Source organism: Nonomuraea turcica (genome assembly GCF_030718205.1).
In the GTDB taxonomy this organism is placed as follows: Bacteria; Actinomycetota; Actinomycetes; order Streptosporangiales; family Streptosporangiaceae; genus Nonomuraea.
Window position 1 is genome coordinate 48,013 of record NZ_JAUZQF010000035.1, and the last position, 23,820, is coordinate 71,832.

Annotated in this window: 25 protein-coding genes; 10 read left to right on the forward strand and 15 right to left on the reverse strand. The window is 67.2% G+C overall.

The features are described 5' to 3' along the window. Positions 1-35 precede the first annotated feature (35 nt). Complete coding sequence (locus Q9G87_RS52765) at positions 36-815, forward strand: hypothetical protein (RefSeq protein ID WP_305924264.1); 780 nt, start codon at positions 36-38, stop codon at positions 813-815. Then, positions 812-1,873 (forward strand): thiamine-phosphate kinase, encoded by a 1,062-nt coding sequence (locus Q9G87_RS52770; RefSeq protein WP_305924265.1) that lies wholly within the window; start codon positions 812-814, stop codon positions 1,871-1,873. The genes Q9G87_RS52765 and Q9G87_RS52770 overlap by 4 nt, the downstream gene beginning before the upstream one ends. On the opposite strand, the gene Q9G87_RS52775 is transcribed toward Q9G87_RS52770, so the two are convergent. The 4 genes from Q9G87_RS52775 to Q9G87_RS52790 form a co-directional block, all read right to left on the reverse strand. Beyond that, the gene (locus Q9G87_RS52775) at positions 1,867-2,742 is read right to left on the reverse strand and encodes a viperin family antiviral radical SAM protein (RefSeq protein ID WP_305924266.1); all 876 of its coding nucleotides are present in this window, start codon (positions 2,740-2,742) and stop codon (positions 1,867-1,869) included. The genes Q9G87_RS52770 and Q9G87_RS52775 overlap by 7 nt on opposite strands. Before the next feature lie 352 nt (positions 2,743-3,094). Then, on the reverse strand, positions 3,095-3,547 hold the full coding sequence (locus Q9G87_RS52780) for an iron chaperone (RefSeq protein WP_305924267.1): 453 nt from the start codon (positions 3,545-3,547) through the stop codon (positions 3,095-3,097). Positions 3,548-3,627: 80 nt separating this feature from the next. Next, positions 3,628-4,239 (reverse strand): VOC family protein, encoded by a 612-nt coding sequence (locus tag Q9G87_RS52785; protein WP_305924268.1) that lies wholly within the window; start codon positions 4,237-4,239, stop codon positions 3,628-3,630. Positions 4,240-4,319: 80 nt separating this feature from the next. Further along, positions 4,320-4,676, reverse strand: a complete 357-nt coding sequence (locus Q9G87_RS52790) for a VOC family protein (protein WP_305924269.1) — start codon at positions 4,674-4,676, stop codon at positions 4,320-4,322. A gap of 178 nt (positions 4,677-4,854) precedes the next feature. Here Q9G87_RS52790 and Q9G87_RS52795 point away from each other — a divergent pair, with 178 nt between their 5' ends. After that, entirely contained in the window at positions 4,855-7,656 is a 2,802-nt protein-coding gene (locus Q9G87_RS52795) for an ATP-binding protein (protein ID WP_305924270.1), read from the forward strand. A 115-nt stretch (positions 7,657-7,771) separates the two neighbouring features. On the opposite strand, the gene Q9G87_RS52800 is transcribed toward Q9G87_RS52795, so the two are convergent. Continuing rightward, positions 7,772-8,212, reverse strand: coding sequence for a hypothetical protein (locus Q9G87_RS52800; protein WP_305924271.1), 441 nt, complete (start codon positions 8,210-8,212; stop codon positions 7,772-7,774). Between the two features lie 306 nt (positions 8,213-8,518). Between Q9G87_RS52800 and Q9G87_RS52805 the strand changes: the two genes are divergently transcribed. Beyond that, a complete protein-coding gene (locus Q9G87_RS52805; protein ID WP_305924272.1) occupies positions 8,519-9,451 on the forward strand; it encodes an AraC-like ligand-binding domain-containing protein in 933 nt (310 codons plus the stop codon). A gap of 130 nt (positions 9,452-9,581) precedes the next feature. On the opposite strand, the gene Q9G87_RS52810 is transcribed toward Q9G87_RS52805, so the two are convergent. Together Q9G87_RS52810 and Q9G87_RS52815 are read right to left on the reverse strand one after the other, a co-directional pair. Next, positions 9,582-10,397, reverse strand: coding sequence for an SAM-dependent methyltransferase (locus Q9G87_RS52810; RefSeq protein ID WP_305924273.1), 816 nt, complete (start codon positions 10,395-10,397; stop codon positions 9,582-9,584). 67 nt (positions 10,398-10,464) lie between these two features. Continuing rightward, positions 10,465-11,247 (reverse strand): SDR family NAD(P)-dependent oxidoreductase, encoded by a 783-nt coding sequence (locus Q9G87_RS52815; protein ID WP_305924274.1) that lies wholly within the window; start codon positions 11,245-11,247, stop codon positions 10,465-10,467. 86 nt (positions 11,248-11,333) lie between these two features. On the opposite strand from Q9G87_RS52815, the gene Q9G87_RS52820 reads away from it, so the two are divergent. After that, entirely contained in the window at positions 11,334-12,191 is an 858-nt protein-coding gene (locus tag Q9G87_RS52820) for a helix-turn-helix transcriptional regulator (protein WP_305924275.1), read from the forward strand. Positions 12,192-12,278: 87 nt separating this feature from the next. Here Q9G87_RS52820 and Q9G87_RS52825 read toward each other — a convergent pair whose 3' ends face one another. Together Q9G87_RS52825 and Q9G87_RS52830 are read right to left on the reverse strand one after the other, a co-directional pair. After that, a complete protein-coding gene (locus tag Q9G87_RS52825; protein WP_305924276.1) occupies positions 12,279-13,040 on the reverse strand; it encodes a dienelactone hydrolase family protein in 762 nt (253 codons plus the stop codon). A gap of 75 nt (positions 13,041-13,115) precedes the next feature. After that, positions 13,116-14,345 (reverse strand): FAD-dependent monooxygenase, encoded by a 1,230-nt coding sequence (locus Q9G87_RS52830; RefSeq protein WP_305924277.1) that lies wholly within the window; start codon positions 14,343-14,345, stop codon positions 13,116-13,118. Positions 14,346-14,478: 133 nt separating this feature from the next. On the opposite strand from Q9G87_RS52830, the gene Q9G87_RS52835 reads away from it, so the two are divergent. After that, positions 14,479-15,243: a TetR/AcrR family transcriptional regulator gene (locus tag Q9G87_RS52835; protein WP_305924278.1), complete on the forward strand. Its 765-nt coding sequence runs from the start codon at positions 14,479-14,481 to the stop codon at positions 15,241-15,243. A 166-nt stretch (positions 15,244-15,409) separates the two neighbouring features. Here the strand turns inward: Q9G87_RS52835 and Q9G87_RS52840 are convergent, their stop codons facing one another. Further along, positions 15,410-16,129 carry a DUF998 domain-containing protein gene (locus Q9G87_RS52840; RefSeq protein ID WP_305924279.1) on the reverse strand — a complete coding sequence of 240 codons (720 nt, stop codon included), beginning with the start codon at positions 16,127-16,129 and terminating at the stop codon, positions 15,410-15,412. An 825-nt stretch (positions 16,130-16,954) separates the two neighbouring features. Next, positions 16,955-18,319 carry an MFS transporter gene (locus Q9G87_RS52845; protein WP_305924280.1) on the reverse strand — a complete coding sequence of 455 codons (1,365 nt, stop codon included), beginning with the start codon at positions 18,317-18,319 and terminating at the stop codon, positions 16,955-16,957. Here Q9G87_RS52845 and Q9G87_RS52850 point away from each other — a divergent pair. Next, positions 18,318-18,470: a hypothetical protein gene (locus Q9G87_RS52850; RefSeq protein WP_305924281.1), complete on the forward strand. Its 153-nt coding sequence runs from the start codon at positions 18,318-18,320 to the stop codon at positions 18,468-18,470. The genes Q9G87_RS52845 and Q9G87_RS52850 overlap by 2 nt on opposite strands. Positions 18,471-18,498: 28 nt before the next feature. Beyond that, on the forward strand, positions 18,499-19,479 hold the full coding sequence (locus tag Q9G87_RS52855) for a helix-turn-helix transcriptional regulator (RefSeq protein WP_305924282.1): 981 nt from the start codon (positions 18,499-18,501) through the stop codon (positions 19,477-19,479). Between the two features lie 395 nt (positions 19,480-19,874). On the opposite strand, the gene Q9G87_RS52860 is transcribed toward Q9G87_RS52855, so the two are convergent. Continuing rightward, on the reverse strand, positions 19,875-21,095 hold the full coding sequence (locus tag Q9G87_RS52860) for an MFS transporter (RefSeq protein ID WP_305924283.1): 1,221 nt from the start codon (positions 21,093-21,095) through the stop codon (positions 19,875-19,877). Continuing rightward, on the reverse strand, positions 21,092-21,436 hold the full coding sequence (locus Q9G87_RS52865) for a VOC family protein (RefSeq protein WP_305924284.1): 345 nt from the start codon (positions 21,434-21,436) through the stop codon (positions 21,092-21,094). The genes Q9G87_RS52860 and Q9G87_RS52865 overlap by 4 nt, the downstream gene beginning before the upstream one ends. A 58-nt stretch (positions 21,437-21,494) precedes the next feature. On the opposite strand from Q9G87_RS52865, the gene Q9G87_RS52870 reads away from it, so the two are divergent. Then, positions 21,495-21,959 carry a MarR family winged helix-turn-helix transcriptional regulator gene (locus Q9G87_RS52870; RefSeq protein WP_305924285.1) on the forward strand — a complete coding sequence of 155 codons (465 nt, stop codon included), beginning with the start codon at positions 21,495-21,497 and terminating at the stop codon, positions 21,957-21,959. A gap of 274 nt (positions 21,960-22,233) precedes the next feature. Here the strand turns inward: Q9G87_RS52870 and Q9G87_RS52875 are convergent, their stop codons facing one another. After that, on the reverse strand, positions 22,234-22,605 hold the full coding sequence (locus Q9G87_RS52875) for an MmcQ/YjbR family DNA-binding protein (RefSeq protein ID WP_305924286.1): 372 nt from the start codon (positions 22,603-22,605) through the stop codon (positions 22,234-22,236). An 83-nt stretch (positions 22,606-22,688) separates the two neighbouring features. Beyond that, positions 22,689-23,186 carry a MarR family winged helix-turn-helix transcriptional regulator gene (locus tag Q9G87_RS52880; RefSeq protein ID WP_305924287.1) on the reverse strand — a complete coding sequence of 166 codons (498 nt, stop codon included), beginning with the start codon at positions 23,184-23,186 and terminating at the stop codon, positions 22,689-22,691. A gap of 109 nt (positions 23,187-23,295) precedes the next feature. On the opposite strand from Q9G87_RS52880, the gene Q9G87_RS52885 reads away from it, so the two are divergent. Then, positions 23,296-23,724, forward strand: coding sequence for a hypothetical protein (locus Q9G87_RS52885; protein ID WP_305924288.1), 429 nt, complete (start codon positions 23,296-23,298; stop codon positions 23,722-23,724). Positions 23,725-23,820: the final 96 nt, after the last annotated feature.

Below are 23,820 nucleotides of genomic sequence, written 5' to 3' on the forward strand. Positions count from 1 at the left end.
GAGCGGGGGCCCTTGAAGGAAAGCTCGAGACAGCCATGGAGACAGCGGTATTTCTCGTAGGGGTGATAGCTGCCCTGGTGGCCGTATTGACCTTGGTGGTCAACGTCTCTCAGTATCGACTACAAAAGCATTCACAAAAGGGTGGGCCTCCAGGACATAGGCTGGATCCGGCCGAAGCGGACAAGATCCTCAGCGGGGAAGTCACATCCGATCCGGTGCGCGCCATAGCCGCGGACCACATATTCATCGAATCGGAGAAAAAGGGCGTCGGCTACATCGACAAGTTGCAGATCTGCGTGTATTTAGACATGCACAGCGCAGCATGCGACCCGCGCAAGCGGGAGACTCTGGGGGTGGCACTGGCCGATTTCGTGCGGCAGGTGCTGGGACCTCAGGCGATTCGCGGAGCATTGCTCGTGTCCCCACGTGAAGGCAATCTCCTGGTGGGCTCGACCGCGGCGCAGCATCTGGGGATGAACTTCCTGATGATCAGGACCGGCCGGGCGCCGCGATTCGGCTATCCCATCGAGGGCACCTTCTCTCCGGGGTCAACCGCGATCCTGGTGGACGATCTTTGCATGGAGGCGTCGTTCCTGGCTCGCTGCGTGAAGTTGCTGCGCCGGTACGGGTTGAACGTGGCCCACTGCATCTGCCTCTTCGAGAGGCTCGACGGCGATGCCAGGGAAGGGCTTGCGGCAGTCTCGGTAGAGCTGCATTCGAGGTATCAGATAGACGACGATGAGCTGACCCGTCTGAAAGACCGCGGCGAGGCCGCCATCGAAGCCGAGAAACAAGCGGAGGGCACTGAGTCATGACCACGGACGACATGACATCGCTGGGCGAGAAAGGCTTCCTGGCCGACCTGCTTCCCCGTCTCTATAGTGATCCGCTGTTGGTCGGTGGCTTCGGACATGACGCATCGGTCATCGAGTTGACGAACGCCCCGTTCAACCTCATCCAGAAGATTGACAGAGCCTCGCATCCTGTCGCTCTCAAAGAAGGTTGGTGTGACCATCGCACGTGGGGACAGATGGCGGTCACCGCGAACTGCAGCGACATACTCGCGTCCGGCGGTCAGCCGATTGCCTTCATGATGGCAGTGATGGTGCCCGGCACCGAGAACGCGCGCAACGTGCAGGAAATCATCTTCGGCGCCGCCAACGAGTGCCGCGCGAATGGTGTGGTCTATGCCGGCGGCGACACCAAGGAGGCCAAGGACGCGCATGTGGTGGGCACCGCGATAGGCATCGTGGCGAAGGACGGCTTCCTCCCCCGGAACACCGCGATGCCCGGCGACCAAATATTCTGCGCAGGGTTGATCGGCGGCTTCGCGGGCGCTTACTTCATGCTCAAGAGAGTGCCACAGGACCAGCGCGATCGGCCGGTGGAGGACTACATCCGGTATCCCTCTTCCCCCCGGGCCCAGTGGCGGGTAGCCACGGAAGTGAATGCTCTCAAGGCCGCTCGCTGCGGCATGGACGCGAGCGACGGGATCCTGGATGTGCTCCAGACCTTTTCGTCCGCAGGCGTACAGGTGAGCCTGAATCTCGATGCGATTCCCTATCACCCGTTCGCCTTGGAGTGTGCTCGCAAGACCAGCGTACCGCTGACTCAGCTCATCTTCGGCGGCGGAGACTGGAACATCCTCTATTGCGTCTCACCAGAGCGTGCAGACGAGCTACGCAAACTGGGCGACACCTCGTTCCCGCTGTTTCACGTCGGCGAGGTCACGTCCGGCAGCGGCGTCGTCGCGCGTACCGAGGACGGAGCCAGGTTCACTGTCAGCGGGGTCGTGAACGAACACTTCAAGAGCAGGATCGAGGATGCGACGGACTTCATGACCACCATCGAGACCGGAAATTTCCTTCAGTAAAGCCCTCCTCGCGCCAAGAACTTCGCACGATCGATCCTGACCTGCGCTATCGCGCGGGCGACGCCGACCTGTAGAACGCTCTTGCTGTACGTATAGCCGTGCCCGACCGCGTCGAAAAACCGTCCCGCTGGATCGAGCATCGCGTAGCTGCCCCTCATCGCATGGTTGTCCTCCGGGACGACTGTGATCCCGTGCGTTTCGACGCGGACGCTTCGTCTAACAAATTGCTCGAACTGCTCGGGAGTGATGAGCAGTGACTCCACTTTTCCTGAGTTCTGCCCCGAAACCGGCAGGGCCTGGAGGATCTTCCAGCGTTCTGGACGGGCGGCGATGATGAAGCTCGTCAAATCTTCGAAACGGTTGGCGGCGGTGACCACCGTGTTGATCTTCAAATGGACGCCGGCTTCTTTTATGCGGTGGCACAGACTGAGGTAGTGGCACTCATCGGCCGGAGTCCCTGCGGTGACCCGGCCGATCGTGTTCAAGGTCATTGCGCTCACACTGTCGACGCTGATCGTCGCCCAGTCCAGAGCGCCTCCGAGGTCCTCGAGCTTCTGCGTGCTCAGCAGACTCCCATTGGTCACGAGAGCCGTCGTCAGGCCGCAGCTCTTGGCGAGCCGGATCAGATCCGCGATCCAGGGGCAAAGAAGCGGTTCCCCTCCCGCGAATGTGATCTTAGTGAAACCGGCTTCCGCGAGCAGGGCGACGACCCGCCTTGCGTCCTGCTCGGGCAGGTGCCCTTCTGGAAGGACGGAATTACGGACATCGCGAAAAGTGGCGAAACAGAACCGGCATCTCATGTTGCATGGCTGCCACAAATGGAAATTCACCGTCTCGATGGGCACACCCATGTCACTCAACATTGCCATGAGGATTCCATCCGACCAGAAGGGGATGTGTCGGTGGTGCTGCTTCACTTCTAGCATTCGGCCGAGGAAGGCACAAGAAAAGATCCTCAACTAATCCTGATCCGCCACGTGAGACACTGCGCTGATGTGGCGCCGACGTCTGCGGTCATCGTTTTCCGCTTCGTCGCGTTACGTCAGAGCGTGGCGCTCTTGATGAGTAGCGGGTAAGTATTTGAGCAATGGCCGCACGCGCTTCCGGCGCTTTCTTGCTGTTCGCAGCGCATACCGCCTGCTGCGTCGGCTTTGGACGGCGGGCCCGGCCCGCAGGACCGAAGGGTTCTCATGGTGTAAGACCGAGCCCGCTGGGTGCGCCTCAGCTCACTGCCTGCTTCACCAGCGCGCCGATCCGTGCCTCCACCTCGGCCGTCACCTCGGTCAAGGCGAAACCGGCAGCCCACATCGCGCCGTCGTCCAGGTTCGCCTGGTCGCTGAACCCGAGCGTCGCGTAGCGTGTCTTGAACTTCGTCGAGGGCTGGAAGTGGCAGACGAGCTTGCCGTCCAGCGCGTAGGCGGGCATCCCGTACCAGAGCTTCGGTGCGAGGACCGGGGCGCTGGCGGTGATGACGGCATGGACGCGCTCGGCCATGATCCGGTCCGATTCCTGCATCTCGGCGATCTTCGCGAGGACGTCCTGCAGGTCCTGCGCCGCCTTGTCCGCACGTGAGGCACGGCGCGCTGCCTTCTTCTGGTCTTGGGCGTGGTCCTTCATCGCGGCCCGCTCCTCGGCCGTGAAACCCTCGTACGTGCTGCTTTCGGTGCTGCTCATGGCGATTTCCTCCTGGAGGATCTTGACTTTCGGAATCTTGAGAAGGGACGGCTCGGTCGAGATCACCCCGCCGCGGGGTCTCAGACGGATGCGGTCTCCCAGACGAACCCGTCCGGGTCGGTGAAGGGTCCGGCGTCGCCGCCGAACGCGATCCGGTGCGAGCCGGTGCCCTCCTCGGAGACGCCGGTGTCCTTGGCGAGGGCGCGGCGCGGGTAGAGCGCCAGCGTGACGGCCGACGACGGGGTGTCGAACTCGACGTACTTGCCGCCGAAGCTCTTCCCCACGGCCAGGCCGCGGTCGGCGTAGAAGCGCTTGCTCGCCTTGACGTCCTCCACTCCCAGCAGGAGCGCGACCTGGTCGAGGTGCAGGGCGGCAGGGCCGGTGTCCTTCTTCTTCGAGGTCGCGATCTTGCAGATCGTCCCGTCCGGGGCGCGTACGACGCCGCCGTAGCCCCAGAAGCTCTTCGTGGCCGGCTTGAGCGTCGTGGCGCCGGCGTCGAGGGCGGCGGCGATGAAGGCGTCGACGTTGCCCGGCTGGGACACCACGAGTGACAGGGCGAACCCGCGGAAGCCGGTCGTCGGCGCATCCGAGGCGCGTACGTTCACGAAGCCCTCAAGGCCGAAGGCCTTGTAGAAGGCGTCCGCGGCCGTGGGGTCGGGAACTTCCAGGGTGATGGATTCGAAGGAGGTCATGGCAGGTCCTTTGAGTGAAGGGGGTTTGTCGTCTTGTCGAACGGCCGCTGTGCGGTGGATATGGCAGGGGAGGCCGGTACTTACCGGTCCTGGATCAGCCCGAGGACGTTGCCGTCGGGGTCGGTGACGGTGGCCACCAGACGGCCGCCGCCGACCTCGTGCGCGGCCTCCTTCACGATGGCCCCCGCGGCGGTCAGCTCGGCCAGCTTCGCCTCGATGTCCAGTACGTGCCAGTAGGCCACCGGCGAGGTCATGCCCTGCGGTCCACCGCCCGGCACCAGGCCGATGTGCTGGCCCTCGGCCTCGAAGCCCACGTAGTAGGGCGAGTCGGTCTGCGGCGCGACACCGAGCAGGGCCGCGTACACCGCCTTGGCCTTCTCCAGGTCGGACACGGGGTGCAGCACGGTCTTGATTCCCTGGGTGGACGAGCCGGTCACGGTCACTCCTGTCGGTCGTGGGCCTCATCGACCCGCTGTCTGCGTACTCACAGCTTTGCTTCCGGACCCACCGACCCACATCCGTGGTGACCACGGAACGACCACGGATCGATGACACGGATCGCGCACGGTGGCGACTGCGGATGGCGGTGCGGAGGAAATGCGGCAAACTGGGACAGTGTTGGCAGCAGTGGAGATCTCGCCTCGGGAAGCCGAGGTACTGGAACTGGTCGGGGCCCATCTCAGCAACGCTGAGATCGCGGCGCGGCTGTTCATCTCGGTGCGTACCGTGGAGAGTCACGTCTCCTCGCTGCTGCGCAAGCTGGAGCTGCCGGATCGGCGGGCGCTCGCCCAGCGTGCGCCCGAGCCCGTCGGCCCCGGCCCGTCTCGACCGGCACCGGTTCTGCCGGCCCCGCTGACCTCGTTCATCGGGCGGGTGAGCGAGCGGGCCGAGCTGATCGAGATGATCAAGGCGCAGCGCCAGGTGACCGCGATCGGTCCCGGCGGAGTGGGCAAGACCCGGCTCGCGTTGGCGGTGGCCGCGGATGCGGCAGGCGACTACTCCGACGGGGTGTGGTTCGTCGACCTGGTCCCGGTCACCGATCCGGGCATGATCGCGACCGCGGTCGCCGGGGCGCTCGGCCTCGGTGAGCAGCCTGGCCGCGAGATGACCGAGTCCGTGGTCGCCGCGCTGGCCGACCGTCATGCGCTGCTGGTGCTGGACAACTGCGAGCAAGTGGTGGACGGGGTGGCGCTGTTTCTCGAGCGGGTGCTGGGGACGTGCCCTCGAGTGACCGTGCTGGCGACCAGCCGGGCACGGCTGATGGTGCCGTTCGAACGGGTGTATCCGGTCCCGCCGCTGTCGCTGGCCGTCGATGGGCAGTCGGACGCGGTCGCGTTGTTCATGGATCGGGCGGCGGCGGTCGGCCGGCCGATGGATCCTCCCCTGCGCGACCAGATCGCCTCGATCTGTGCGCGGCTGGATGGGATGGCGCTGGCGATCGAGCTGGCCGCCGCCCGGTATCCCACGCTCGGGCTGGACGGCATCACCGCCGCCCTGTCCCACCCACTGCGGATGCTCACCGGCGGATCCCGTGCCGATGAGCGGCACCGTTCGGTACGGGGGGCGCTGGACTGGAGCCATGCTTTGCTGGAGCCGGCCGACCGGGCGCTGCTGCGCCGGGTGTCGGTGTTCGTGGCGTCGTTCACCGCTGCCGCGGCGGCGGAGGTGGCAGGGGACGAGGAAGGCCTGGTCGCCGACGGCCTGGCCCGGCTGGCCGAACAGAGCCTGCTGGTGGTGACGGCGTCCCCGAGCGGGACCAGGTATCGGGCGTTGGAGACCATCCGTCAGTACGGGATGGAGCGGCTGTCCGAGGCTGGTGAGCTGGTCGACACTCGATCCCGCCACGTTCGCTGGTGCTTGGCCAGGGCCGCCGAGCTGGCGGTGGCGCGGGCGGACTGGCGGGCCCGGTTCGACGCGGTGGCGGACGACCTGCGCGCCGCCCTGGCGTGGGCGGCCGACCAGCCGGAACAGCGCACGGACGCGTACCGTCTCGCCCGGTGCCTGGCGGAGCTGACCTTCACCCGTCGCCTGATCGGCGAGTCTCAGGGGCGCTATGAGCAGGCCGCCGCGCTTGCCGACGACCCCGCCGCCTCCGCGTCGATGCTCCGGCAGGCCGCAGCCGTGGCCGGCTGCCGGATGCGTGGCGATGACATGGACCGCCTCCACCGCGCGGCCGCGGACGCCGCCCGCCGGTCAGGCGACACCGCCGGCGCCGCCCGTGACCTGGCGACCGCCGCCAGCAACGCCTACCGGTTCTCCGGCAAGTTCGTACGGAAGCTGCCGCCGGAAGAGGCGATCGCGCTCATCACCCAGGCGCGGGAACTGGCCGGGGACGACCCGGCCGCGCAGGCGGCCGTGGCGCTGGCCGAGGCCGGGCGGGCGCTCACCGACGCGTTCGGTGCCGCACAGGGCCGAGACGACGACGCGGTCCCGGTGACGGTCGCGCGCGCCGAACGAGCGGTCGAGCTCGCTCACCGTACGGGTGACCCGCTCGCCGAGTCCGCCGCGCTCGATACGCTCGCCGGCGCCCAGAGCTGGGCCGGTGACACGTTCGCCGTCGCCGCCACGGCCCGGCGCCGGGTCACGCTGCTCTCCTCCACGCCGGATACACCGGCGGGTACCCACGAGCTGATCGAGGCGCTTGGTGAGGCCACCGAGGCCAGCCTCGGCGTGGGGGACCTGCCGGGTGCGCGCCGGTGGGCGCGGCAGCTCGCGGATCATCCGTTGCTGGCGGAGGTCGGCCATCGAGCCACGGGCTGGCTCCTTGTGGCCGACACGTTGGCGGGCAACGTCGACGAGGTGCTCACCGGCAGTGTTCGGTTCCTCGATGCGTGGCAGCGGGCCGGGAGCCCCGCTAGGTCCATCCTCGGTCCGCCGGCGGCCGCAGTGGCGACGATCCACGGTCTGCGCGACGAGCAGGATGCCCGGCGCGAATGGAGCGCGGTGCTGGGTCAGCTCGACTCCTCACCGGGGAATACGTACGGCTACGGGGCGGTCTTCGACGGGATGCTTCTGCTCCACCGTGGGCAGGCATCGGAGGCGCTGGAGCGGATGGCGCCTGAGCCTGGCGAGGTGTGGCAATGGGTCACCTGGATCTGGCTTCACTGGTATGTGGCGCTGCGCGCCGAGGCCGCCGTGCTGGCCAGGGGCTCCGATGCCGGCGACCGTCTGGCCGAGGCTCGGTCCGTCGTGGCCGGTAACCCGGTCGCCGGTGCGCTTGTGGAGCGGGCGCAAGCGCTGCTCGACAATGACCAGGAGCGGTTGCTCGCCACGGTATCTTCGTTTGACGCCGCCGGCTGTCGCTATCAGTCGGCGCGGACGCTGGTGCTCGCCGGTGGCGACCATGCCGTCCGCGGCGCGGCCGCACTGGCCGAACTCGGCTTCGTCCCGATGGCCCTGTCTCGACACCCACGATAACCTCAGAGCCGTCGGCTGCGCGATCGTCTCGCGGCGCAGCTGCCGCCGGAGTTCGCCGCCGAGGGAAACACGTCCGCCCCGCACCGGTCAGTGTGGGACGGACGCGTTCGGCGGGTCAGTCGCAGACATTGCCTATCGCCCAGTTGGGACGCCAGGTCTTCTCGCCGGAGGACGCACCCTTCCAACTGAACGTCGCCACCACGGTGAAACTCTGCCCTGGAAAGCACGGGTCGATGGTGGCGGTGGCGGCGAAGTCCTCGGTGTCATGCCAGCCGTCGTAATCCTTCGCGGAGCGCACCGTCACATAGTCACTCTCCTTGGTGCGCAGAAGCTTCACGTCGGTGACCTTGACCTGGAAGCTGCCGCCACCGGCGACGTCGGTGATTTTCGCCTGCGCTCGGAAGGTGCCGGCGGTCCGGTCCCACACGACGGTGGCGCAGCGCTTGACCTGGGTGCCGTAGCACTTCCAATCGCTTGCTGCGGACGCGGACGACGGGGTGATGACGATCGACGCGACAAGCGCTGCGGCGGCCAACACGCCGGTAGTGCGGAACATGTGACTCCTCTTCCTCTGGCCTCGCCCATAGACCGTAGGGTCATCGCGGGCTTCGGACTTTGTCATTCATGCAGGGAAATTTGTCAGTAGTGCACCGCCACAAGTTGACTCCGCATCAGGCGAGGGCCCTGCGTGTGCCCGTCGAAGCCGTAGCGCAGCGAGAGAAAATCCTGACAAACTGATGTCGGGAACCGTCCGTGTCGAGGGGTGGCTTGTGGGAGAACCGGCCAAGGTATCGTCAGGCCGGCTTTATGACCGAGGCAGAAGAAGGTCTGCCTCATGAGTCTGGTCCTGGACACCGCGTTCATGCTGCCGCAGGACCGGGAGGAAGTGCTCCGGCACGCGGTGTGGGAATCCATGGTGGCGGTCGACATCGATCACCGTCCTCCGGCTGAGGACATCTCCGTTCGCATGGGGCTTGGCGCCGTAGGGCCCCTCAGGATCTGTTCGGCGCGGGCGACCGCGGCCACTCTCCGTCGGACGGAGCGGCTGGCCCGGGAGGACAAGGAGCCGGTCGTCTTCCTCGGTCTTCAGATGACGGGCACCAGCCTGGTGGTGCAGAACGGTCGCCAGTGCCTGTTGAGGCCGGGAGACTTCGCCGTCTACGAATCGATCGCCCCCTACACACTTCTCTTCGACGAGGGAGTCGACAACCACTTCTTCCGTTTCCCTCGCGCGGCACTCGCGCTTCCCGAGCGGTTGCTACGAGACATCACCGCGGTCTCCCTGGGATCCGACAACCCCATGGCGCGCCTCGCCTTCACATACTTCTCCCAACTGGCCGTCAGCGACGAAATGCACCAGGGCGTGCACGCCGACGCCGTCGTGGAACCCAGCATCGAACTCCTCCGTGCCGTCTTGGCGTCCCAGCGCGGTAACTCCAGCCTGGCCAGAGCACCGTTGGAGGCGACACTCAGCCTGCGGATCACTCATTACGTCCGGGCGCACCTGGCTGATCCCGATCTGTCGGCGGCACGGATCGCCGCTGCACACGGCATCTCCGTGCGTCATCTCTACGCTGTGCTGTCCCGGTCGGGCATCAGCCTCGGAGACTGGATCCGTACACGCCGCTTGGCCGAATGCAGGCGAGAGTTGGCCGGCCCGAACGGCCGACTGCGGACAATCGCAGCGATAGGACGGAGTTGGGGCTTCGTGGACGCGACCCACTTCAGCAAGGTGTTCAAACGGGCATACGGAATCTCGCCTCGGGCCTGGCGCGACCACAACCACCCCCGCTAGGCCAACTCGGCGACCAGGCCGCGAGGTGGCGGGCATGGACCGTGCTATCTCGGAGGGCGCGGAGGACCGCATCACCGGCCGGCCCTCGCGTACCTTTCGCGCCCTCCTCGAGGACATGCCGTGAAGACCGTCAGGGTACGCGGGCGACGCCGCAGATGATGTCGGCGCCGGTCGGACCGGCAAGAGACGGGTCCAGGGCGACGTTCGGGCGCCAATCACTCGTCGAGACCAGACCCGGCTCCAGCATCTCCATGCCCTCGAAGAAGCCGGCGATCTGTTCGCGCGTGCGCGGGGTCACGTTGCCCGCGCTGGTCTTGCGGTACACGTCGCGGCCCTCGCCCACCACGTCACTGTCGAGCTCGCCCACGACCACATGGGAGATGATCAGGTGGCTTCCGGAGGGCAGGGACTCGCGAACGGTGCGGACGATGGTCTGGGCCAGGTCGTCGTCGGGGATGAAGTGCAGCACCGCGACCATGATCACGGCCAGCGGCTGCCCGAAGTCGAGGTGGCGGGCGACGTCCGGGTGGCCGAGGATGGCCATGGGGTCGCGCATGTCGCCCTCGACCACGATGGTGTCGGCGGTCTCGGCCAGCAGGGCGCGGGCGTGCACCAGGACGATCGGGTCGTTGTCGACGTAGACCACCCGGGACCCGGGGGAGACCCGCCCGGCCACCTGATGCACGTTCTCCTGGGTCGGCAGGCCGGTGCCGATGTCGAGGAACTGGCGGATCCCGTTTTCGGCGACCGCGGCCACGGCTCGCCCCAGGAACGCCCGGTTGGCCCGCGCGACCTCTCTCGCATTGGGGGAGAGCCGGATGATATGAGCGGCGGCCTCACGATCGGCGGGGAAGTTGTCCTTGCCGCCGAGCAGGTAGTCGTACATGCGAGCGACGCTCGGCACCGTGACGTCCACCCCGGCCGGCGCCTGCTCGTGCTCCGTCATGCCGTCTCCTCACTTCCGGTTCAGCCAAAAAGATCTTAATTCATCCGTTTAGCTCCCGGGATGTCTTTCAGGCACCGGCGCCGCCATCCACCGGCACGATCGCGCCGGTCACCATCGAGGCCCGGTCGCTGAGCAGCCACGCGGCCACCTCGGCGACCTCGCGAGGCTCGGCCATCCGTCCGAGCGGGATCGCTGCCTTGATGTGCTCGACGACGCCGGGGGTCGCCGCCTCCCACATGTCGATCATCTCCGTGGCGGTGCCGCCGGGGGTGATGCCGTTCACCCGGATGCCGTCATGGGCCCAGCTCACGGCGGCGGTCTCGGTGATGCTGTTGAGTGCGCGCTTCATGGCGCCGTACGCGGGGAGGGCGGGGTTGGCGCGGCGGCTGCCGATGCTCGAGGTGTTGACGATCGCCCCGCCACCGCTTCGTCGCATGAGCGCGGCCTCGGCGGTCATGGCGGTCCAGTGCGAGCGGAAGTTCACGGCGAACTGCACGTCGATGTCCTCGTCGCTCGTGGTGTGGAGCGGGCCGGGCTGCTGGATCGCCGCGCCGTTGTTGAAGGCGCCGTCGAGCCGTCCGTGCAGCTCCTCGACGCGGTCGACCGCGGCGCGGATGCTCGTACGGTCGGCGAGGTCCAGGGTGACGGCGTCGGCGACGCCGCCGTCGGCGCGGATCTCGGTGACGATCCGCTGGAGGGCGTCGGTGCCGCGGGCGGCGAGCACGACGGCGGCGCCCTCGCAGGCGCAGAGCCGGGCCGCTGCCTCCCCGATGCCGCGGCTGGCGCCGGTGATGAACACCACCTTGCCGGTGAGCAGGCCGATGGGTGCGATGCCAATGTTGTTCGTCATGACGCCAGTGTCAGGCTGGCCTCCAGACCGGATGTAGGCACAAGCTGTACCAGGATCCGTCGCCGCGCAGCGTGCAGACTCGGGGTATGAACAAGCAGGAACTTGGGGCGTTCCTCCGCAGCCGTCGCGAGCGGCTCCGGCCGGAGGACGTCGGCCTTCCCTCGGGCCCGCGACGCCGGACACCGGGTTTGCGCCGCGAGGAGGTGGCGGTTCTTGCGCACATCTCCACGGAGTACTACGTCCGGCTCGAGCAGGGCAGGGCGCCGCGGCCGTCGGGCGAGGTCCTCGCCGGGATCGCAGGCGCGCTGCGCCTCACGGACGCCGAGTCCGATCACCTCCACGTAGTGGCGGGCACGGCGCCGAGCCGTACCCGGCTGCACCGGCGCGACGTACGCCCGAGCATCCTCGCGCTCCTGGAGCGGCTGCCGCAGACGGCAGCTTTCGTGACGTCCGCCGCGTTCGAGGTGCTCGCGTGGAACGACCTCGCGGCCGCGCTCATGCAGGACTTCGCCGAGCTCGCCCCGGAGGACCGCAATCTCGCGCGCCGGACATTCCTCGGGTCGGCGCGCGCCGATGCGACCATGTACGGGATCTCCGACGCCGCGGAGTTTCGGCTGAACGTCGTCATGGAGCTGCGCTCCACCCTCGCCCGATACCCGTCCGATCCCGCGGTGACCGGCCTCGTCGACGAGCTCCGCGACGGCAGCCCCGACTTCGCCCGACTCTGGGAGCGGCACGACGTGCAGGCCGCGCCGATGCTCACGAAGACCTTCCGTCACCCGGTCGTCGGGGAGGTCACCGTCGACTGCGACGCGCTCACGCTCACGGACCGCGACCAGCACCTCGTGCTCTACAGCGCGCCGCCAGGATCCTCTAGTGCCGAGTCTCTGGCGCTTCTGAACGTCCTTGGACCCGAGGGCGTCAAGGCGAGCAGGTCGCTCTGAGTCGATCTTTCCCCGAGGAGAAAAATCATGACCGGGGGTGGGATTCTTTCCACCCCCGGGTCATGTGTACGCCCCGGCGCCGGTGGACTACCTGGCCGGCGTGAAAGCGCCGCCGTGGACAAGGTGGCGGGTGAAGAAGTGCTGTGAGCTGTCCAGCTCGAACGCGGGCACACCCAGGTGGCGGCCTGGGTTGGCGTGCAGTGTCTTCTCGCGGGAGGCGAAGGCGTCGAACAGCGCGAGGCCCGCATCGCGCGGCACCAACTCGTCGTCCCACTGCAGCAGGAACTCGACCGGCACGGTAACCAGCGCCGCCGCCTCGGCGAGGGTTTGATGCCCCGCGAGGCCGAAGACGGCGGCGGTGATCCTCGGTTCGGCCGCGACGAACGGCACGCCGATCGCGCTGCCCAGCGAGATGCCCCAGTACCCCACCGGTCCGTCCGCGCCAACGCAGTCAAGCTCCTGGAGGGCATCCAGGGTGGCCTGCCACTCGGGAACGGCCCGCGCCGCCAGCGCGGCGTTGTAGCGGGAGACCTGCGGGCCGACGGGCTCGCCTGCCGCCATCCGCTCCCTGATGCCTGCGATGAACCGCTCGTCCTGCTCCGTTCTTGGCCGGTCGCCGTGTCCGGGCGCGTCGATGGCCGCCACCGCGAAACCGCAGGCCGCCACATAGCGGTGGGCGCGGTCCACCAGGCCCGCTGCCCTCTTGTGCTGGCCGCCGCCATGACCCAGCAGCATCAAGGGGCGGCTGCCGGTGGCATCGGCGGGTGACCAGAGCACGCCGGAGAGGTCGCCGAGGGTGAAGAGTCGTTCCGAGACGCCGTTCGAGGTCGTCTCCGAGGTGAAGCGCATAGGTTCGTTGCCTTTCTGGGGATGCCCTGCGGGCGCTCCCAAGGCCACCTATGTCAGATGAACCGCAGGGTTGGCTCACAAAGCCTTCTTCAGTGCAATGCTTCGGGCATAGTCCTTGAGAGCGATGGCGTTGGCCGCCTCCCGGACTGGCTTCATGATCTTCTCGATGACCCTGGCTTTGCCCGGCATGTACGGCATCATGCGCATCATCGCCAGCTGCGCCCAGGCCCGCAGAGGCGTGGCAGGGACAAGCTGCTTGACCACATCGCGCCCGAGCTGCTGATTCAGCTCCACGTATGGGCGCAGCTCCTGCTCATAGCGGCCGAAGGCGGTCTGGTGGTCGCCGTGGGCCGCGGCGAGTTCGCCGGCCAGCACGTAGGCACCCACCAGTGCGAGGCTGGTGCCTTGCCCGGAGGCTGGGGAGGGGCAGTACGCGGCGTCGCCCAGCAACGTGATCCGCCCGTTCGACCAGTTGGGCATGTGGGTCTGGGCCAGAGAGTCGAAGTAGAAGTCGTCGGCCGCCGGCATGGCTGCCAGCAGCCGGGGTACCTCCCAGCCGTGATCGGCGAAGGCCTCGGCCACGGCCTGATGCTGAGCGTGCCTGTCGTGGCGTTCGGGCTGACGATCGGGAGTGGGAAAGAAAAACTGGGCCGTGGCGTCGGCGGCCGGCCTCAGACCATAGAGGTTGGCGATGTGACCGGCAGTGGTGCAGGCCATCTCCCAGCGGTCCAGACCGAGGTGGTTGGGGACACTGAAGACCGCGACGCTTAGCCCGAGTTGCTCGGCGAACTGCGCTTGCGGGCCGAAGGCCAGCGCGCGCACTCCGGAGTGCAGTCCATCGGCGCCCACCACCAGATCGAAGGTACGCGGTCGCGCCTTTTCGAAGGTGACGTGCACGGCGTGTCCGTCGTCGCTGATCGCGGTGATCGCGTCGCCGAAAAGATATTCCACCTCACCGCTGGTCGCCTCGTGGAGGATCTCGGCCAGATCGCCGCGCAGAATCTCCAGGTCGCCGGGGTCGCGAAACCCGATCAGGTCGCCGTCGAGGGTGGCCACGGCCTTGCCGGCTCCGGTCAACCAGGTGCCGCCGCGCATGTCGGTGGCGCGATGGCGTACCTGCGGGCCGATGCCCATGCGGTCGGCCACCTCAACCGCCACACCGCGCAGGTCGACCTTGTAACCGCCAGGCCGCAGTGCCGGTGCCCGCTCGACCACGGTCGGAGTGAATCCGTACCGGCGTAGCCAGTAGGCCAGCGCTGGACCGGCGATGCTGGCGCCGGAGATGAGGATGCGGGTGTTCTTCATGGGGCTCTCCCTGCTGGAGCTCAAGTTACCGCCGCCGATCGCGTAAGGGTCACGCTTAACTGCGTAGACCTTATACATGATTGCTTATGATATACACAATCATGGAGACTGCGGCACCCACGTGGAGGGGCGAATGAGCGACGACAGCGGCACAGGGCTGCCGGCGAGCCTCGAGGCGGCGTGGGGAATGCGCAGCCGCACCAGCCCGGGACCCAAGCCAGGCCTCACCCTGGAGCGGATCGTCGAGACAGCCGTCCAGGTCGCCGCCGCTGAGGGCATGGCGGCGGTGTCCATGGTGCGCATCGCCAAGGAACTCGGCGTCTCCACCATGGCGCTGTATCGGTACGTCGCGGCCAAAGGCGAACTGGTCGATCTCATGATGGACGCGGGTATCGGTCTGCCGCCCACCGGCCAGGGCAACGACCCCACGGGGTGGCGACAGGGGCTCTCCCGCTGGGCTTGGGACTATCTGACTGTCCTGCGCCGCCAGTCATGGATCCTGCAAGTTCCCATTACGGGCCCGCCGATCACACCCAATCAGATCGCCTGGCTGGAGCGCGGCCTGGCCGACCTACGGGACACCGGCCTGACCGAGAGCGAGAAGTTGTCGGTGATCATGCTGCTGTCGGGCTTCGTCCGCAACTGGGCTAGCCTCACCGTGAGCACAGCCCTAGCCGGTGATCAACGAGCGACGTTCCGCTACGGCAGCACGCTGTCGAAACTTATCGACGAGCAGCGCTTCCCAGCCGTCAGTGCGGCCATTGCCGGCGGAGCCATTGACGACGATCAGGACGACGCCGACGCAGAGTTCACCTTCGGCCTCGAGCGAATCCTTGATGGCATACACGTGCTCATGCGCAAGCGTCACACGCAGGACTTCCCGGACCCGGACCTTTGAGCACACCCAGCGACAGGACGAACTGAACGACTCCACTCGAAACCGTCCGGACCAAGGTGACGTGTCCCAGATCAGCGCGTGCCCCTTCCGGCAACCTCAGGCGGAAGGGACACGAAGGTGTCAGTTGCGGTTGAAGCTGTCGATGTCCGCGTGCTCGTGTCGGTGTTCAGGTCGAGTTGACGGATTCCGCCCTCAGTTCTGATCTTGGCGGGAAGAATGCTAGGCGCACCGCCAGCACGGCGAGCCACGCCCACCCGACGATCACCGCGGTGCGCTGCAGGAGCCCGCCGTAGGCGACCAGCGCGGGATTCTGCGCGAACGCGGCCGAGGCCAGCACCATGGCCACCACGAACGCCACCGCGCTGGCCACCGAGTAAACAGCCCACCCGGCTCCCCCTCTCCGCGCGAGCACCACGCACGCCAAGACGAGTGCGACGAACCCCAGCAGTGAGAAGAGATCGTGGAGCGCGGCCTCCAGACTGCTGTGCTCCGGCAACATCGCCGGGGTGCCCGGGGGATACCCGCTCACCGGATCGCTGGTGAACACTCCGGCGCCGATGAATCCGAGCGCCCAGATCCCCACCAGGATCGGCCCCCAGACCGCGCCCCCGAGCGCCCGGCGCAGCCCGAAGGCGAAGGCCAGCGACAGCACGCCGGCGACGATGAAGTTGGCCGCCTGGACCCAGCCGTACTCGCCGAGCGTGAGGGAGCTGCCCGGGTGGCGCAGCGGGTCGTAGTCGGCGCGGACTGCGCCCTGGAGGAGCAGCGCGAGGACGAACAGCGGTCCGGCGACCGCCCCGCACAGCAGTAAGCGTCTGGTGATCCTGTCATGGGGGTCCGCCTGTGGCGCGCCGTGGCCGGGCGCGGACGGTGTGATGGTTCGCATGTCTGTCAGGCTAGATTGACAGGCATGATGCCGTCAATCCAGCCTGACAAAAATACGCCCACCCGATGAGCCTCGTGCCGACGGGTTCAGCTCGAGGTCTGGCCGAGTGCTGCACCAGGCGCCTGCCTGTCCCTCTAGCCGACAGGAACCCTGAACAACTCCCCTCAAAACCGTCCATACCAAGGTGCCGTGCCACCGCTCGGCACTCGCCCCTGTACCAAGTTCATCCGGAAGGGACACGAAGGGCTTCTGCCGTCGGCGGCTGCGGCGTGGCGTGTGGTGGCTTGAGGGGTGTAGCCGAGCATCTCGGCCGACCGGGGCCGGGGCTTGCAGCACGAGCTGGCGCAGGGCGGCTTCCCCGGGCGGCACCGCTAGGGAAGCCCACAGCTCGGTCGGGGCATGGCCGATCTCGTCGTCGGTGATGCCGGCCAGGTGTCGGTCGGTGCCGAGCAGGGTGATGGTGCGGCCGATGGCCGAGGCGTAGGCGCGGTGGGGCGGCGGTTGTCGACGCGGGTGGTGGACAGGTAGGCGTCGGCGGCCGCGGTGAGATCGACGTGCTCGCCGCGCAGAGTGGTGACCTTCCGCGAAGCGGCCCGCACCGCGGTGCTCATGCCGGCCGCCGCGCCGGTGCGAGACCGGGCGCGGCAATGTACCGGATAACGTGCCGGAGTCGCGCAGCGGTCCGGCGGGTCGATGCCCTGCTTGCCGCCGTCTCGTGATCGATCATGTACGTGATAATGGGGCTGATCACGTACATGAAGGACGATTCTAGGTACGGGCTCGCCGACCGGTCAGCCGCTCGTGACGTGGGGCGGCATGGGTTCTCTACTCGGCGTGCTCGGCTGCGGCTTTCGGGAGTGCCAGCATCACGAGCGCCGTGATCAGGTAGAGCGCGGAGGAGGCGATCAGGACGATGCTGAGCGCGTGACTGTAGTCGGGCAGCATCGGTGCTCCGGTGGCTGAACCGGTGACGGTGGTGAAGAAGACCGTGCCGAGAACAGCGATGCCGGCGGCGCCGCCGATCTGGTTGACGGTGGAGAGCACCCCGCCCGCGGCGCCTGCGTTGCGTGCGGGGACGCCTGCGAGGACGACGTTGACGAGGATGGGTGCGGCGAGACCGAGCCCGAGGCCACCGATGAAGAGTGCGAGGGCAAGGAGCCAGTATCCGGGATCGTTGCCGTCCTTGACGATGACCCACAGGACGAGCTGAGAGGCCGCGATGGTGAGCGAGCCGATGATCAGGAGCGTTCTGCCCGCCTTGGCGGCCAGAGCGACGCCGAGGCCGGAGGTGATGATCGAGCCGAGCGCGTACGGGAGGACCACCAGTCCGGTCTCCCACGCGGTTCGGCCGGTTCCGTTCTGGAGGTAGACCGAGAGGGTGAGAAAGTACGACCCGATGCCGCCGAAGAAGAGCACCGAAGCGCCCAGGCCGACCGCGAAGGCGCGGATTCTCAGCAGAGCCGGGTCGAAGACAGGCTCGTCGCCGCGTCCGGTGAGGCGGCGCTCGTAGGCGAGGAAGATCGCGAGCACGATGATGCTGGCCGCGAGGAGGGCGTAGCCGGCCCAGCTCCATCCCCATGTCTCGGTCTGGATGATCGGCAGCAGCAGGAGAAGGATGCCCGTGGCCGCGAGGAGCGCGCCGGGCAGGTCCAGTCGCGCGGTCGAGGCGGAGCGGGACTCCGGCAGGACCTTCGCGCCGAGGACGAGCGCCAGGATCGAGACGGGCACGTTGATCCAGAAGATCGTGCGCCAGCCCAGGCCGAACAGGCCGGCGTCGACGAGCAGCCCGCCCAGCAGCGGGCCGGCGACCGAGGCGACGCCCTGAACCGCTCCGTAGGCGCCGAACGCCTTGGCGCGCTCACCCGGGGCGAATGACGCCCGGATGATCCCGAACACCTGCGGGACCATGATCCCGGCGGTCAGTCCCTGCCCGGCCCGCATGCCGATGAGCATCCCCGGACCGGCGGCCAGCGCGCACAGCGCCGAGGTGACCATGAACCCGGCCAGCCCGATCATGAACAGCCGCTTGCGGCCGTACTGGTCACCGAGCCGTCCGCCGGTGATCAGGCCCGCTCCCAGGGCGAGGACGTAGGCGGCGATCGTCCACTGGATCTGAGCGTCGCCGGCACCCAGGTCCCGGGCTATCGCCGGGGCCGCGACGGTGACGATCGTCGCGTCGAGAAGATCCATGAAGGAACCGAAGAGCACCACCAACATCGCCGTGGTCGCGCCGGCGCCGGCGATGGGTGCGGGGGAAGCCCCAGCTGTGCGGATGCCCTCTCGGGGGCTCGGTGAAGCGGTCATGCCGGCCACCATCACCGGCATAGTTGCCATCGAGTGACCGCTATCGGCGAGAGAATCGGAGAATCATGGCTGCTACTTCCGCACGGACGCTCAAACTGCTGTCGATCTTCGGGATCGGTGCGACTCTGACCGCCGAGGAACTCGCCACCCGCCTCGGAGCGTCGGTGAGAACCGTACGTCGCGATATCGACACGCTTCGGGACCTCGGGTACGAGATCGAGGCCGTCCGCGGAGCGGGCGGAGGATATCGGCTCGGTCGCGCCAGCCGCCTGCCGCCGGTCGTCTTCGACGAGGACCAGGCCGTCGCCACGGCCGTCGCGCTCCAGACCGTGCCGACGGTCCTGTCCGGCATCCGCGAGAACGCGGCCCGTGCTCTCGCCACGCTGCACCAGGCGATGCCCGCCCGCAGTCGCCTGCAGGCCGAAGCATTCACCATCTCTCCCGCCCGCAACTACTGGGAGTTCCCCGCGCCACCGATCGACGCCGAGAGCGTCCGCGCCGTCGGCACCGCGATCAACCGCCGGCACCTCGTTCGCGTGGACTACACCGGCGACGCCGAAACCATCACGCTCACGCTGGAACCACACGACCTCGTGGTCTGGGCCGCACGCTGGTACCTGGTCGCCTTCGACCCCGACGCCGGCCGATGGCGCGCGATGCGGGTGGACCGCATCGAACCACACCCGCCCACGCACATCCCCTTCGACCGCCGTGACATCCCGCACGGCGATCCCGTCACCTTCGTCATGACCGCACACGACCGCGGAGATGCCGCCGCCGAATGGCCATGCCGCGGCTCAGCCATCCTCGCCCTGCCCGCCTCCACCGTCGCCCGGTTCGCCCCCGGCGGATCAACAGTCCGGTACGACACCGAAACCACGTGCCGGCTCACGCTCGGCGCATGGTCATGGCCAGGACTGGCAGGACTGCTGCTCACGTTCGACGCCGACATCACAGACATCGAACCGGGCGAACTCAGGCAAGCCCTGCACTCCTTGCGCACCCGGATCAGCAAGGGACTCGGACCCGGCCGGCCTCACCGGTGACCTATACATCTGGTGTCCGCGTTCCCCATCAGCCACTCACCTGACTGGCCAGCCAGCCTATCTTCTCGGCATCTCCCACCGTTCTGAACGGACGCATACTACCGAGGTAGATCGCGCGCACCTCTCTTACGAGACGACTCGTGAGGGAGACAGGCGTAAAGAGCGGAGGGAACTGGTGTTCCGTAAGGGGATCCTCAACCGGAACACCAGCCCCGGGCACCCTGGCTCGGGCCACGCCGAGTTCAACGCGGTGGCGACCGTGCGATACCCGGCGCCGTGCTTGCGTTGTAGCGCACGGTTCGACAGACCCGACCGGGCATCGTGCCGGATCGCGGCGAACAGTTCCACCCCTGCTGGTCTTGTCCACTGGCGTCTTGGACAGCCCATTGGTTGCGTCAGCGGCGGTTCTCGGCTGCCCTAAGTGAGGCCTTCACCGTGTCGATTCTCCCCTCGGCGAGGGTGATGGTGGTGGCGAGCAATGCCAGGACGGCAGCGGGAACACCGAGCACGGTGACCGACAGCCAGTCTTGAGCCAGACCGCCAAGTCCACCACCCATCGCAACTCCGAGGTAGATCGCGGAGGAGTTGAGGCCAAGGAGAACTGGTGCCGAGGCGGGTGCAAGGATCACCAGCCGGTGTTGCTGCACGACGGAGACCATCCCGTCGGTGGCCCCCCATATCGCGGCCCAGACGCACGCAACAACCAGGTGGCTGACGGTGAGTGGGCTGATCGCGAGCAGCGCAGTGCCGCCGGTGAGTGCCACGACCGCGATCTGGCGTCCCGGAAGGTTGTCGGCGAGACGGCCGGCGAGGAAGTTGCCGACCAGGACCCCGACGCCCCAGACGAACAGAATCATGGTGATGGCCTGAGGTAAGGACCCAGTCGTGGCGCCCGCGGTCACGGCTCCGATGTAGGTGTAGACGGTATAGTGCCCGGCCATCACCAGCAGCGTCACGACCAGAATGGTGAGCACCTTGGGCTGGCGCAACGGTGCCAAGCGGGCCGTCAGGCTTGTCGCCGGGAGCATAACCTTGGGCAACGCTACCGAGATGCCGATCGCGGCAACGACGCCCAGGATCGCGACGGCCCAGAGCGTGAGGCGCCAGTCGACGCCGCCGATCAAGTTGCCCAGAGGCATGCCCAGCGCGGTTGACAAGGTCAGCCCACCGATGACCAGCGCCATGGCACGTCCCCGCCGTTCGGCAGGCATGATCGCGACAGCCGCGCTCGACGCGGTGGCCGTGATGGTGGCCGCCCCGACTGCGGTGAGAATCCGGGCCAGCCACGCCAGCAGGTAGGTCGGGCTGAGTGCGGTCACGACGTTGCCGACGACGAACACGATCAGCGCCAGCTGCAAAGCCTTGCGACGATCCAGTGGGCTCAACAGCCAACTCAGAACCGGCGCAGCGACAGCCAGCGTCAACGCGAACACGGTCACCAACTGGCCAGCGGCCGGCAGACCTATCTTAAGGTCGGCGGCAACGGCCGGCAGGAGACCGGCTATCACGAACGCGTCGGTGCCGACCGCGAAGGTGGCCAGCGCCAGCGGAAGTAGCGGTCTGAGGAGGCGACCGGACCCCTTCGGTCCTGACCCGGTGGTCTCGGTGCGATTCAATCGTGGTTACCTGCCTGTTGGGACAGGCTGAACTCCACGCCCTGGTCATCGGTGCAGTGGGCGTAGGCACCAGACGGGATATTGACCGGATCTTCTGCTGTGCCTCCGAGTTCGCGTACCCGAGCGACAGCGGCGGTGATGTCGTCGACGGCGAAGAAGATGCGCGGGTGTCGTGACGAATCATCGTGCGGCGATCCGCCCATGGGCTCGGGTCCCTGGATCATCGAGTAACCCGGGAAGTTGCCCTCATAGAACGTCCAGCCGAACAGCGAGCCCCAGAACCGCTGGGTTGCTTGGATGTCCCTGCTTGGCAGCTCAAAGTAGGTGACCTGCCCACTCATGGCCTATCCCTTCTGCATGTCAGTCCTTCTGACATACAAGCTATGTCATAATACTGACATGACGCAAGAAGAGGCCGTTGGCGACCTTGACCAGTCGGTGGGCTACGTCCTCAAGCAGGTGCAAGCGTCACTGCACACCGCGATGGATGAGGTGCTGCGTCCACTGGGTCTCACCGTTGCCCAATACGCATGCCTCGAACTGCTCGGCCAGCATCCGGGACTGTCCAACTCCGAACTCGCCCGCCGCGCCTTCGTCACGCGCCAGTCGATGAACGTCGTCCTTCGCCGGCTACAAGAACGGGGCCTGCTCACCCGGCCTGCTCACGCCGCTCATGGGCGTGCACTGCCAACCGAGCTCACCGGAGCCGGACAATCGACGCTGCACGAGGCCAGTGTCGCCGTGCGCGCCGTCGAACGGCAGATCTTCGCGCCGTTGTCGCAGGAGCGGCAGCGCCGGCTACGCGAGGACCTTGCCTCCTGCGCAGCCTCTGCGGTCGCGAACCAGCCCGTCACACAGCCCTGAGAACCAGAACGTCACGCGGCCTGCCGTCGCGCAGCCGTCTCGGCCTGGGCCACGCGTTCCCACAGTGACGTCACCATCGCCTCCCGACAGGAGAAGGCGCCGTACGACGCTCGGCCAGGGTTTCCCGGCCGAGCGTCTTTCTCGGTCTGGAGTTCAATTCAGCAGCGACGCTTCGAGCTCAACGCGGGTGTGCTGCGCGCAGAGCGCTGTCAGTACCTGAAGGCGCCCGACGCCGCTGGAGACGTTGGCCCAGCGGGTTGCCGCGGCCCAGGGACTACCGGTCAGGTTTCAGTTTGTCCCGTTCGGCCCTGGGCAGGCGGGCCACGACGAGCTCGTAGGAATGATCGATCAGGTCAAGAAGCTCATCGTCGGGTACGGAGCCGTCGAGCGTGACGGTGTTCCAGTGCCGCTTGTTGAGGTGGTAGCCCGGGATGATCGCGGCATACTGGCCGCGCAGGCTGACCGCGAGGTCCGGGTCGCATTTGAGGCTGACGGTGCCGGGCGGCGGGCCCAGCACCACCAGCGCGAACATCTTGCCGGCGACCTTGAACACCGCCACCTCATCGCCGAACGGGTAGTCCTCCACGGATCCTGGCAGCGCGCCGCATGCTGCGATCACCTGGTCACGTCGTGAGTCGCGCACCATCACATCTCACCATGGCGGATCGCCCGATGGCTCCTTCGCAAACACCGAATTCCCGGCAGGTAGCTCCTGACCCCTGGGCCGCCTCAGTGCGTCGGTTGCTCGCTCATCTTCGCGCTGATCTCGGCGCGGATCCGCGCCGTCTCGGCTTCTCGCATCGCGTTCGTCCGGCGCAGGAAGTCGAGGATGACGGCCAGCTCGCGCTCGTCGTAGCCGTCGAAGAGCGTTTCCATGATCTGGTCCCTCGGGCCGAGGAGGTTGGCGCCGTCACGTTCCATGGCCTCGGTGACGAGGCTGATGACGGCGCGCCGGCCGTCCGCGGGGTCCTTGTCGCGCCGGACGTAGCCCGCCCTTTCCAGCCGATTGACGAGACCGGTGATCGCCCCGGTGGTCAGCCGCATCTCCTGCGCCAGTTGCCCGGCGGTGATGGGGCCGGTGCCCGCCAGGATGTTGAGGCACTGCAGGTCGGTCAGGCTCATGCCGCTTCGTTCGGCGATCGCCTGCATGAAGTGCACACCATCCGTGGTGCTCCGGCGACCTTCCGCCTCGAGCGCACGCAGCAGGTCATCGCGGTCGGCAGGCATTGCTTGACATCCCGTCTGAGCGGTCCCTAGGGTACGAACTATCTTAGTGACTAAGATAAATTTCATCGAGTGCGGCAGCGGTCCGCTGTCGCGATGTGGAGGGTACGGCATGGCGACAGTGAGTGACCAGATCAGCGCCTTCTTCGAGCGGTACAACGCGGCGAACAACGCCTTCAACCCCGACTTACTGGGCGACTGCATCGGCGGCACGCTGGTCGGCGCCGACCCGAACGGTGAGGTGCTCGCGCTGGAGAAGGGCGAATTTCTCGCCGGCATCAACGAGCGCAAGGACTACCTCGAGGCGATGGGGTTCGTCTCGGTCAACGTCTATCCGTACGAAGAGGTGCCGCTGAACGAGACCTACACGCTGGTCAAGACGCGCGGCCGGATGGCGATCAAGAAGCAGGACGGGGAGGTCGTGGAGCTGGTGCACGACGCGTCCTACATCCTCTTCCTCAAGGAGGACGGTCCCAAGATGGTCTTCGCGCTCAGCCATGAGGACCCGATGAAGATGATGCAGGACCAGGGCCTGGCCTGACGCTCCGATTCTCGCCCCGTTGGGACCCGGGCGCGGACGGTGGAGCAAGGCGGGATTTCGTCGTCACGGATGACGAGCGGTTCGCGGATGTCGTCC

Bases quoted from the DNA above. Each gene is read 5' to 3' on its own strand.
- Q9G87_RS52765 (WP_305924264.1), top strand. From the start codon at position 36: ATGGAGACAGCGGTATTTCTCGTAGGGGTGATAGCTGCCCTGGTGGCC.
- Q9G87_RS52770 (WP_305924265.1), top strand. From the start codon at position 812: ATGACCACGGACGACATGACATCGCTGGGCGAGAAAGGCTTCCTGGCC.
- Q9G87_RS52775 (WP_305924266.1), bottom strand. From the start codon at position 2,742: ATGGCAATGTTGAGTGACATGGGTGTGCCCATCGAGACGGTGAATTTC.
- Q9G87_RS52780 (WP_305924267.1), bottom strand. From the start codon at position 3,547: ATGAGCAGCACCGAAAGCAGCACGTACGAGGGTTTCACGGCCGAGGAG.
- Q9G87_RS52785 (WP_305924268.1), bottom strand. From the start codon at position 4,239: ATGACCTCCTTCGAATCCATCACCCTGGAAGTTCCCGACCCCACGGCC.
- Q9G87_RS52800 (WP_305924271.1), bottom strand. From the start codon at position 8,212: ATGTTCCGCACTACCGGCGTGTTGGCCGCCGCAGCGCTTGTCGCGTCG.
- Q9G87_RS52805 (WP_305924272.1), top strand. From the start codon at position 8,519: ATGCTGCCGCAGGACCGGGAGGAAGTGCTCCGGCACGCGGTGTGGGAA.
- Q9G87_RS52810 (WP_305924273.1), bottom strand. From the start codon at position 10,397: ATGACGGAGCACGAGCAGGCGCCGGCCGGGGTGGACGTCACGGTGCCG.
- Q9G87_RS52815 (WP_305924274.1), bottom strand. From the start codon at position 11,247: ATGACGAACAACATTGGCATCGCACCCATCGGCCTGCTCACCGGCAAG.
- Q9G87_RS52820 (WP_305924275.1), top strand. From the start codon at position 11,334: ATGAACAAGCAGGAACTTGGGGCGTTCCTCCGCAGCCGTCGCGAGCGG.
- Q9G87_RS52825 (WP_305924276.1), bottom strand. From the start codon at position 13,040: ATGCGCTTCACCTCGGAGACGACCTCGAACGGCGTCTCGGAACGACTC.
- Q9G87_RS52830 (WP_305924277.1), bottom strand. From the start codon at position 14,345: ATGAAGAACACCCGCATCCTCATCTCCGGCGCCAGCATCGCCGGTCCA.
- Q9G87_RS52835 (WP_305924278.1), top strand. From the start codon at position 14,479: ATGAGCGACGACAGCGGCACAGGGCTGCCGGCGAGCCTCGAGGCGGCG.
- Q9G87_RS52840 (WP_305924279.1), bottom strand. From the start codon at position 16,129: ATGCGAACCATCACACCGTCCGCGCCCGGCCACGGCGCGCCACAGGCG.
- Q9G87_RS52850 (WP_305924281.1), top strand. From the start codon at position 18,318: ATGAAGGAACCGAAGAGCACCACCAACATCGCCGTGGTCGCGCCGGCG.
- Q9G87_RS52845 (WP_305924280.1), bottom strand. From the start codon at position 18,319: ATGGATCTTCTCGACGCGACGATCGTCACCGTCGCGGCCCCGGCGATA.
- Q9G87_RS52855 (WP_305924282.1), top strand. From the start codon at position 18,499: ATGGCTGCTACTTCCGCACGGACGCTCAAACTGCTGTCGATCTTCGGG.
- Q9G87_RS52865 (WP_305924284.1), bottom strand. From the start codon at position 21,436: ATGAGTGGGCAGGTCACCTACTTTGAGCTGCCAAGCAGGGACATCCAA.
- Q9G87_RS52870 (WP_305924285.1), top strand. From the start codon at position 21,495: ATGACGCAAGAAGAGGCCGTTGGCGACCTTGACCAGTCGGTGGGCTAC.
- Q9G87_RS52875 (WP_305924286.1), bottom strand. From the start codon at position 22,605: ATGGTGCGCGACTCACGACGTGACCAGGTGATCGCAGCATGCGGCGCG.
- Q9G87_RS52880 (WP_305924287.1), bottom strand. From the start codon at position 23,186: ATGCCTGCCGACCGCGATGACCTGCTGCGTGCGCTCGAGGCGGAAGGT.
- Q9G87_RS52885 (WP_305924288.1), top strand. From the start codon at position 23,296: ATGGCGACAGTGAGTGACCAGATCAGCGCCTTCTTCGAGCGGTACAAC.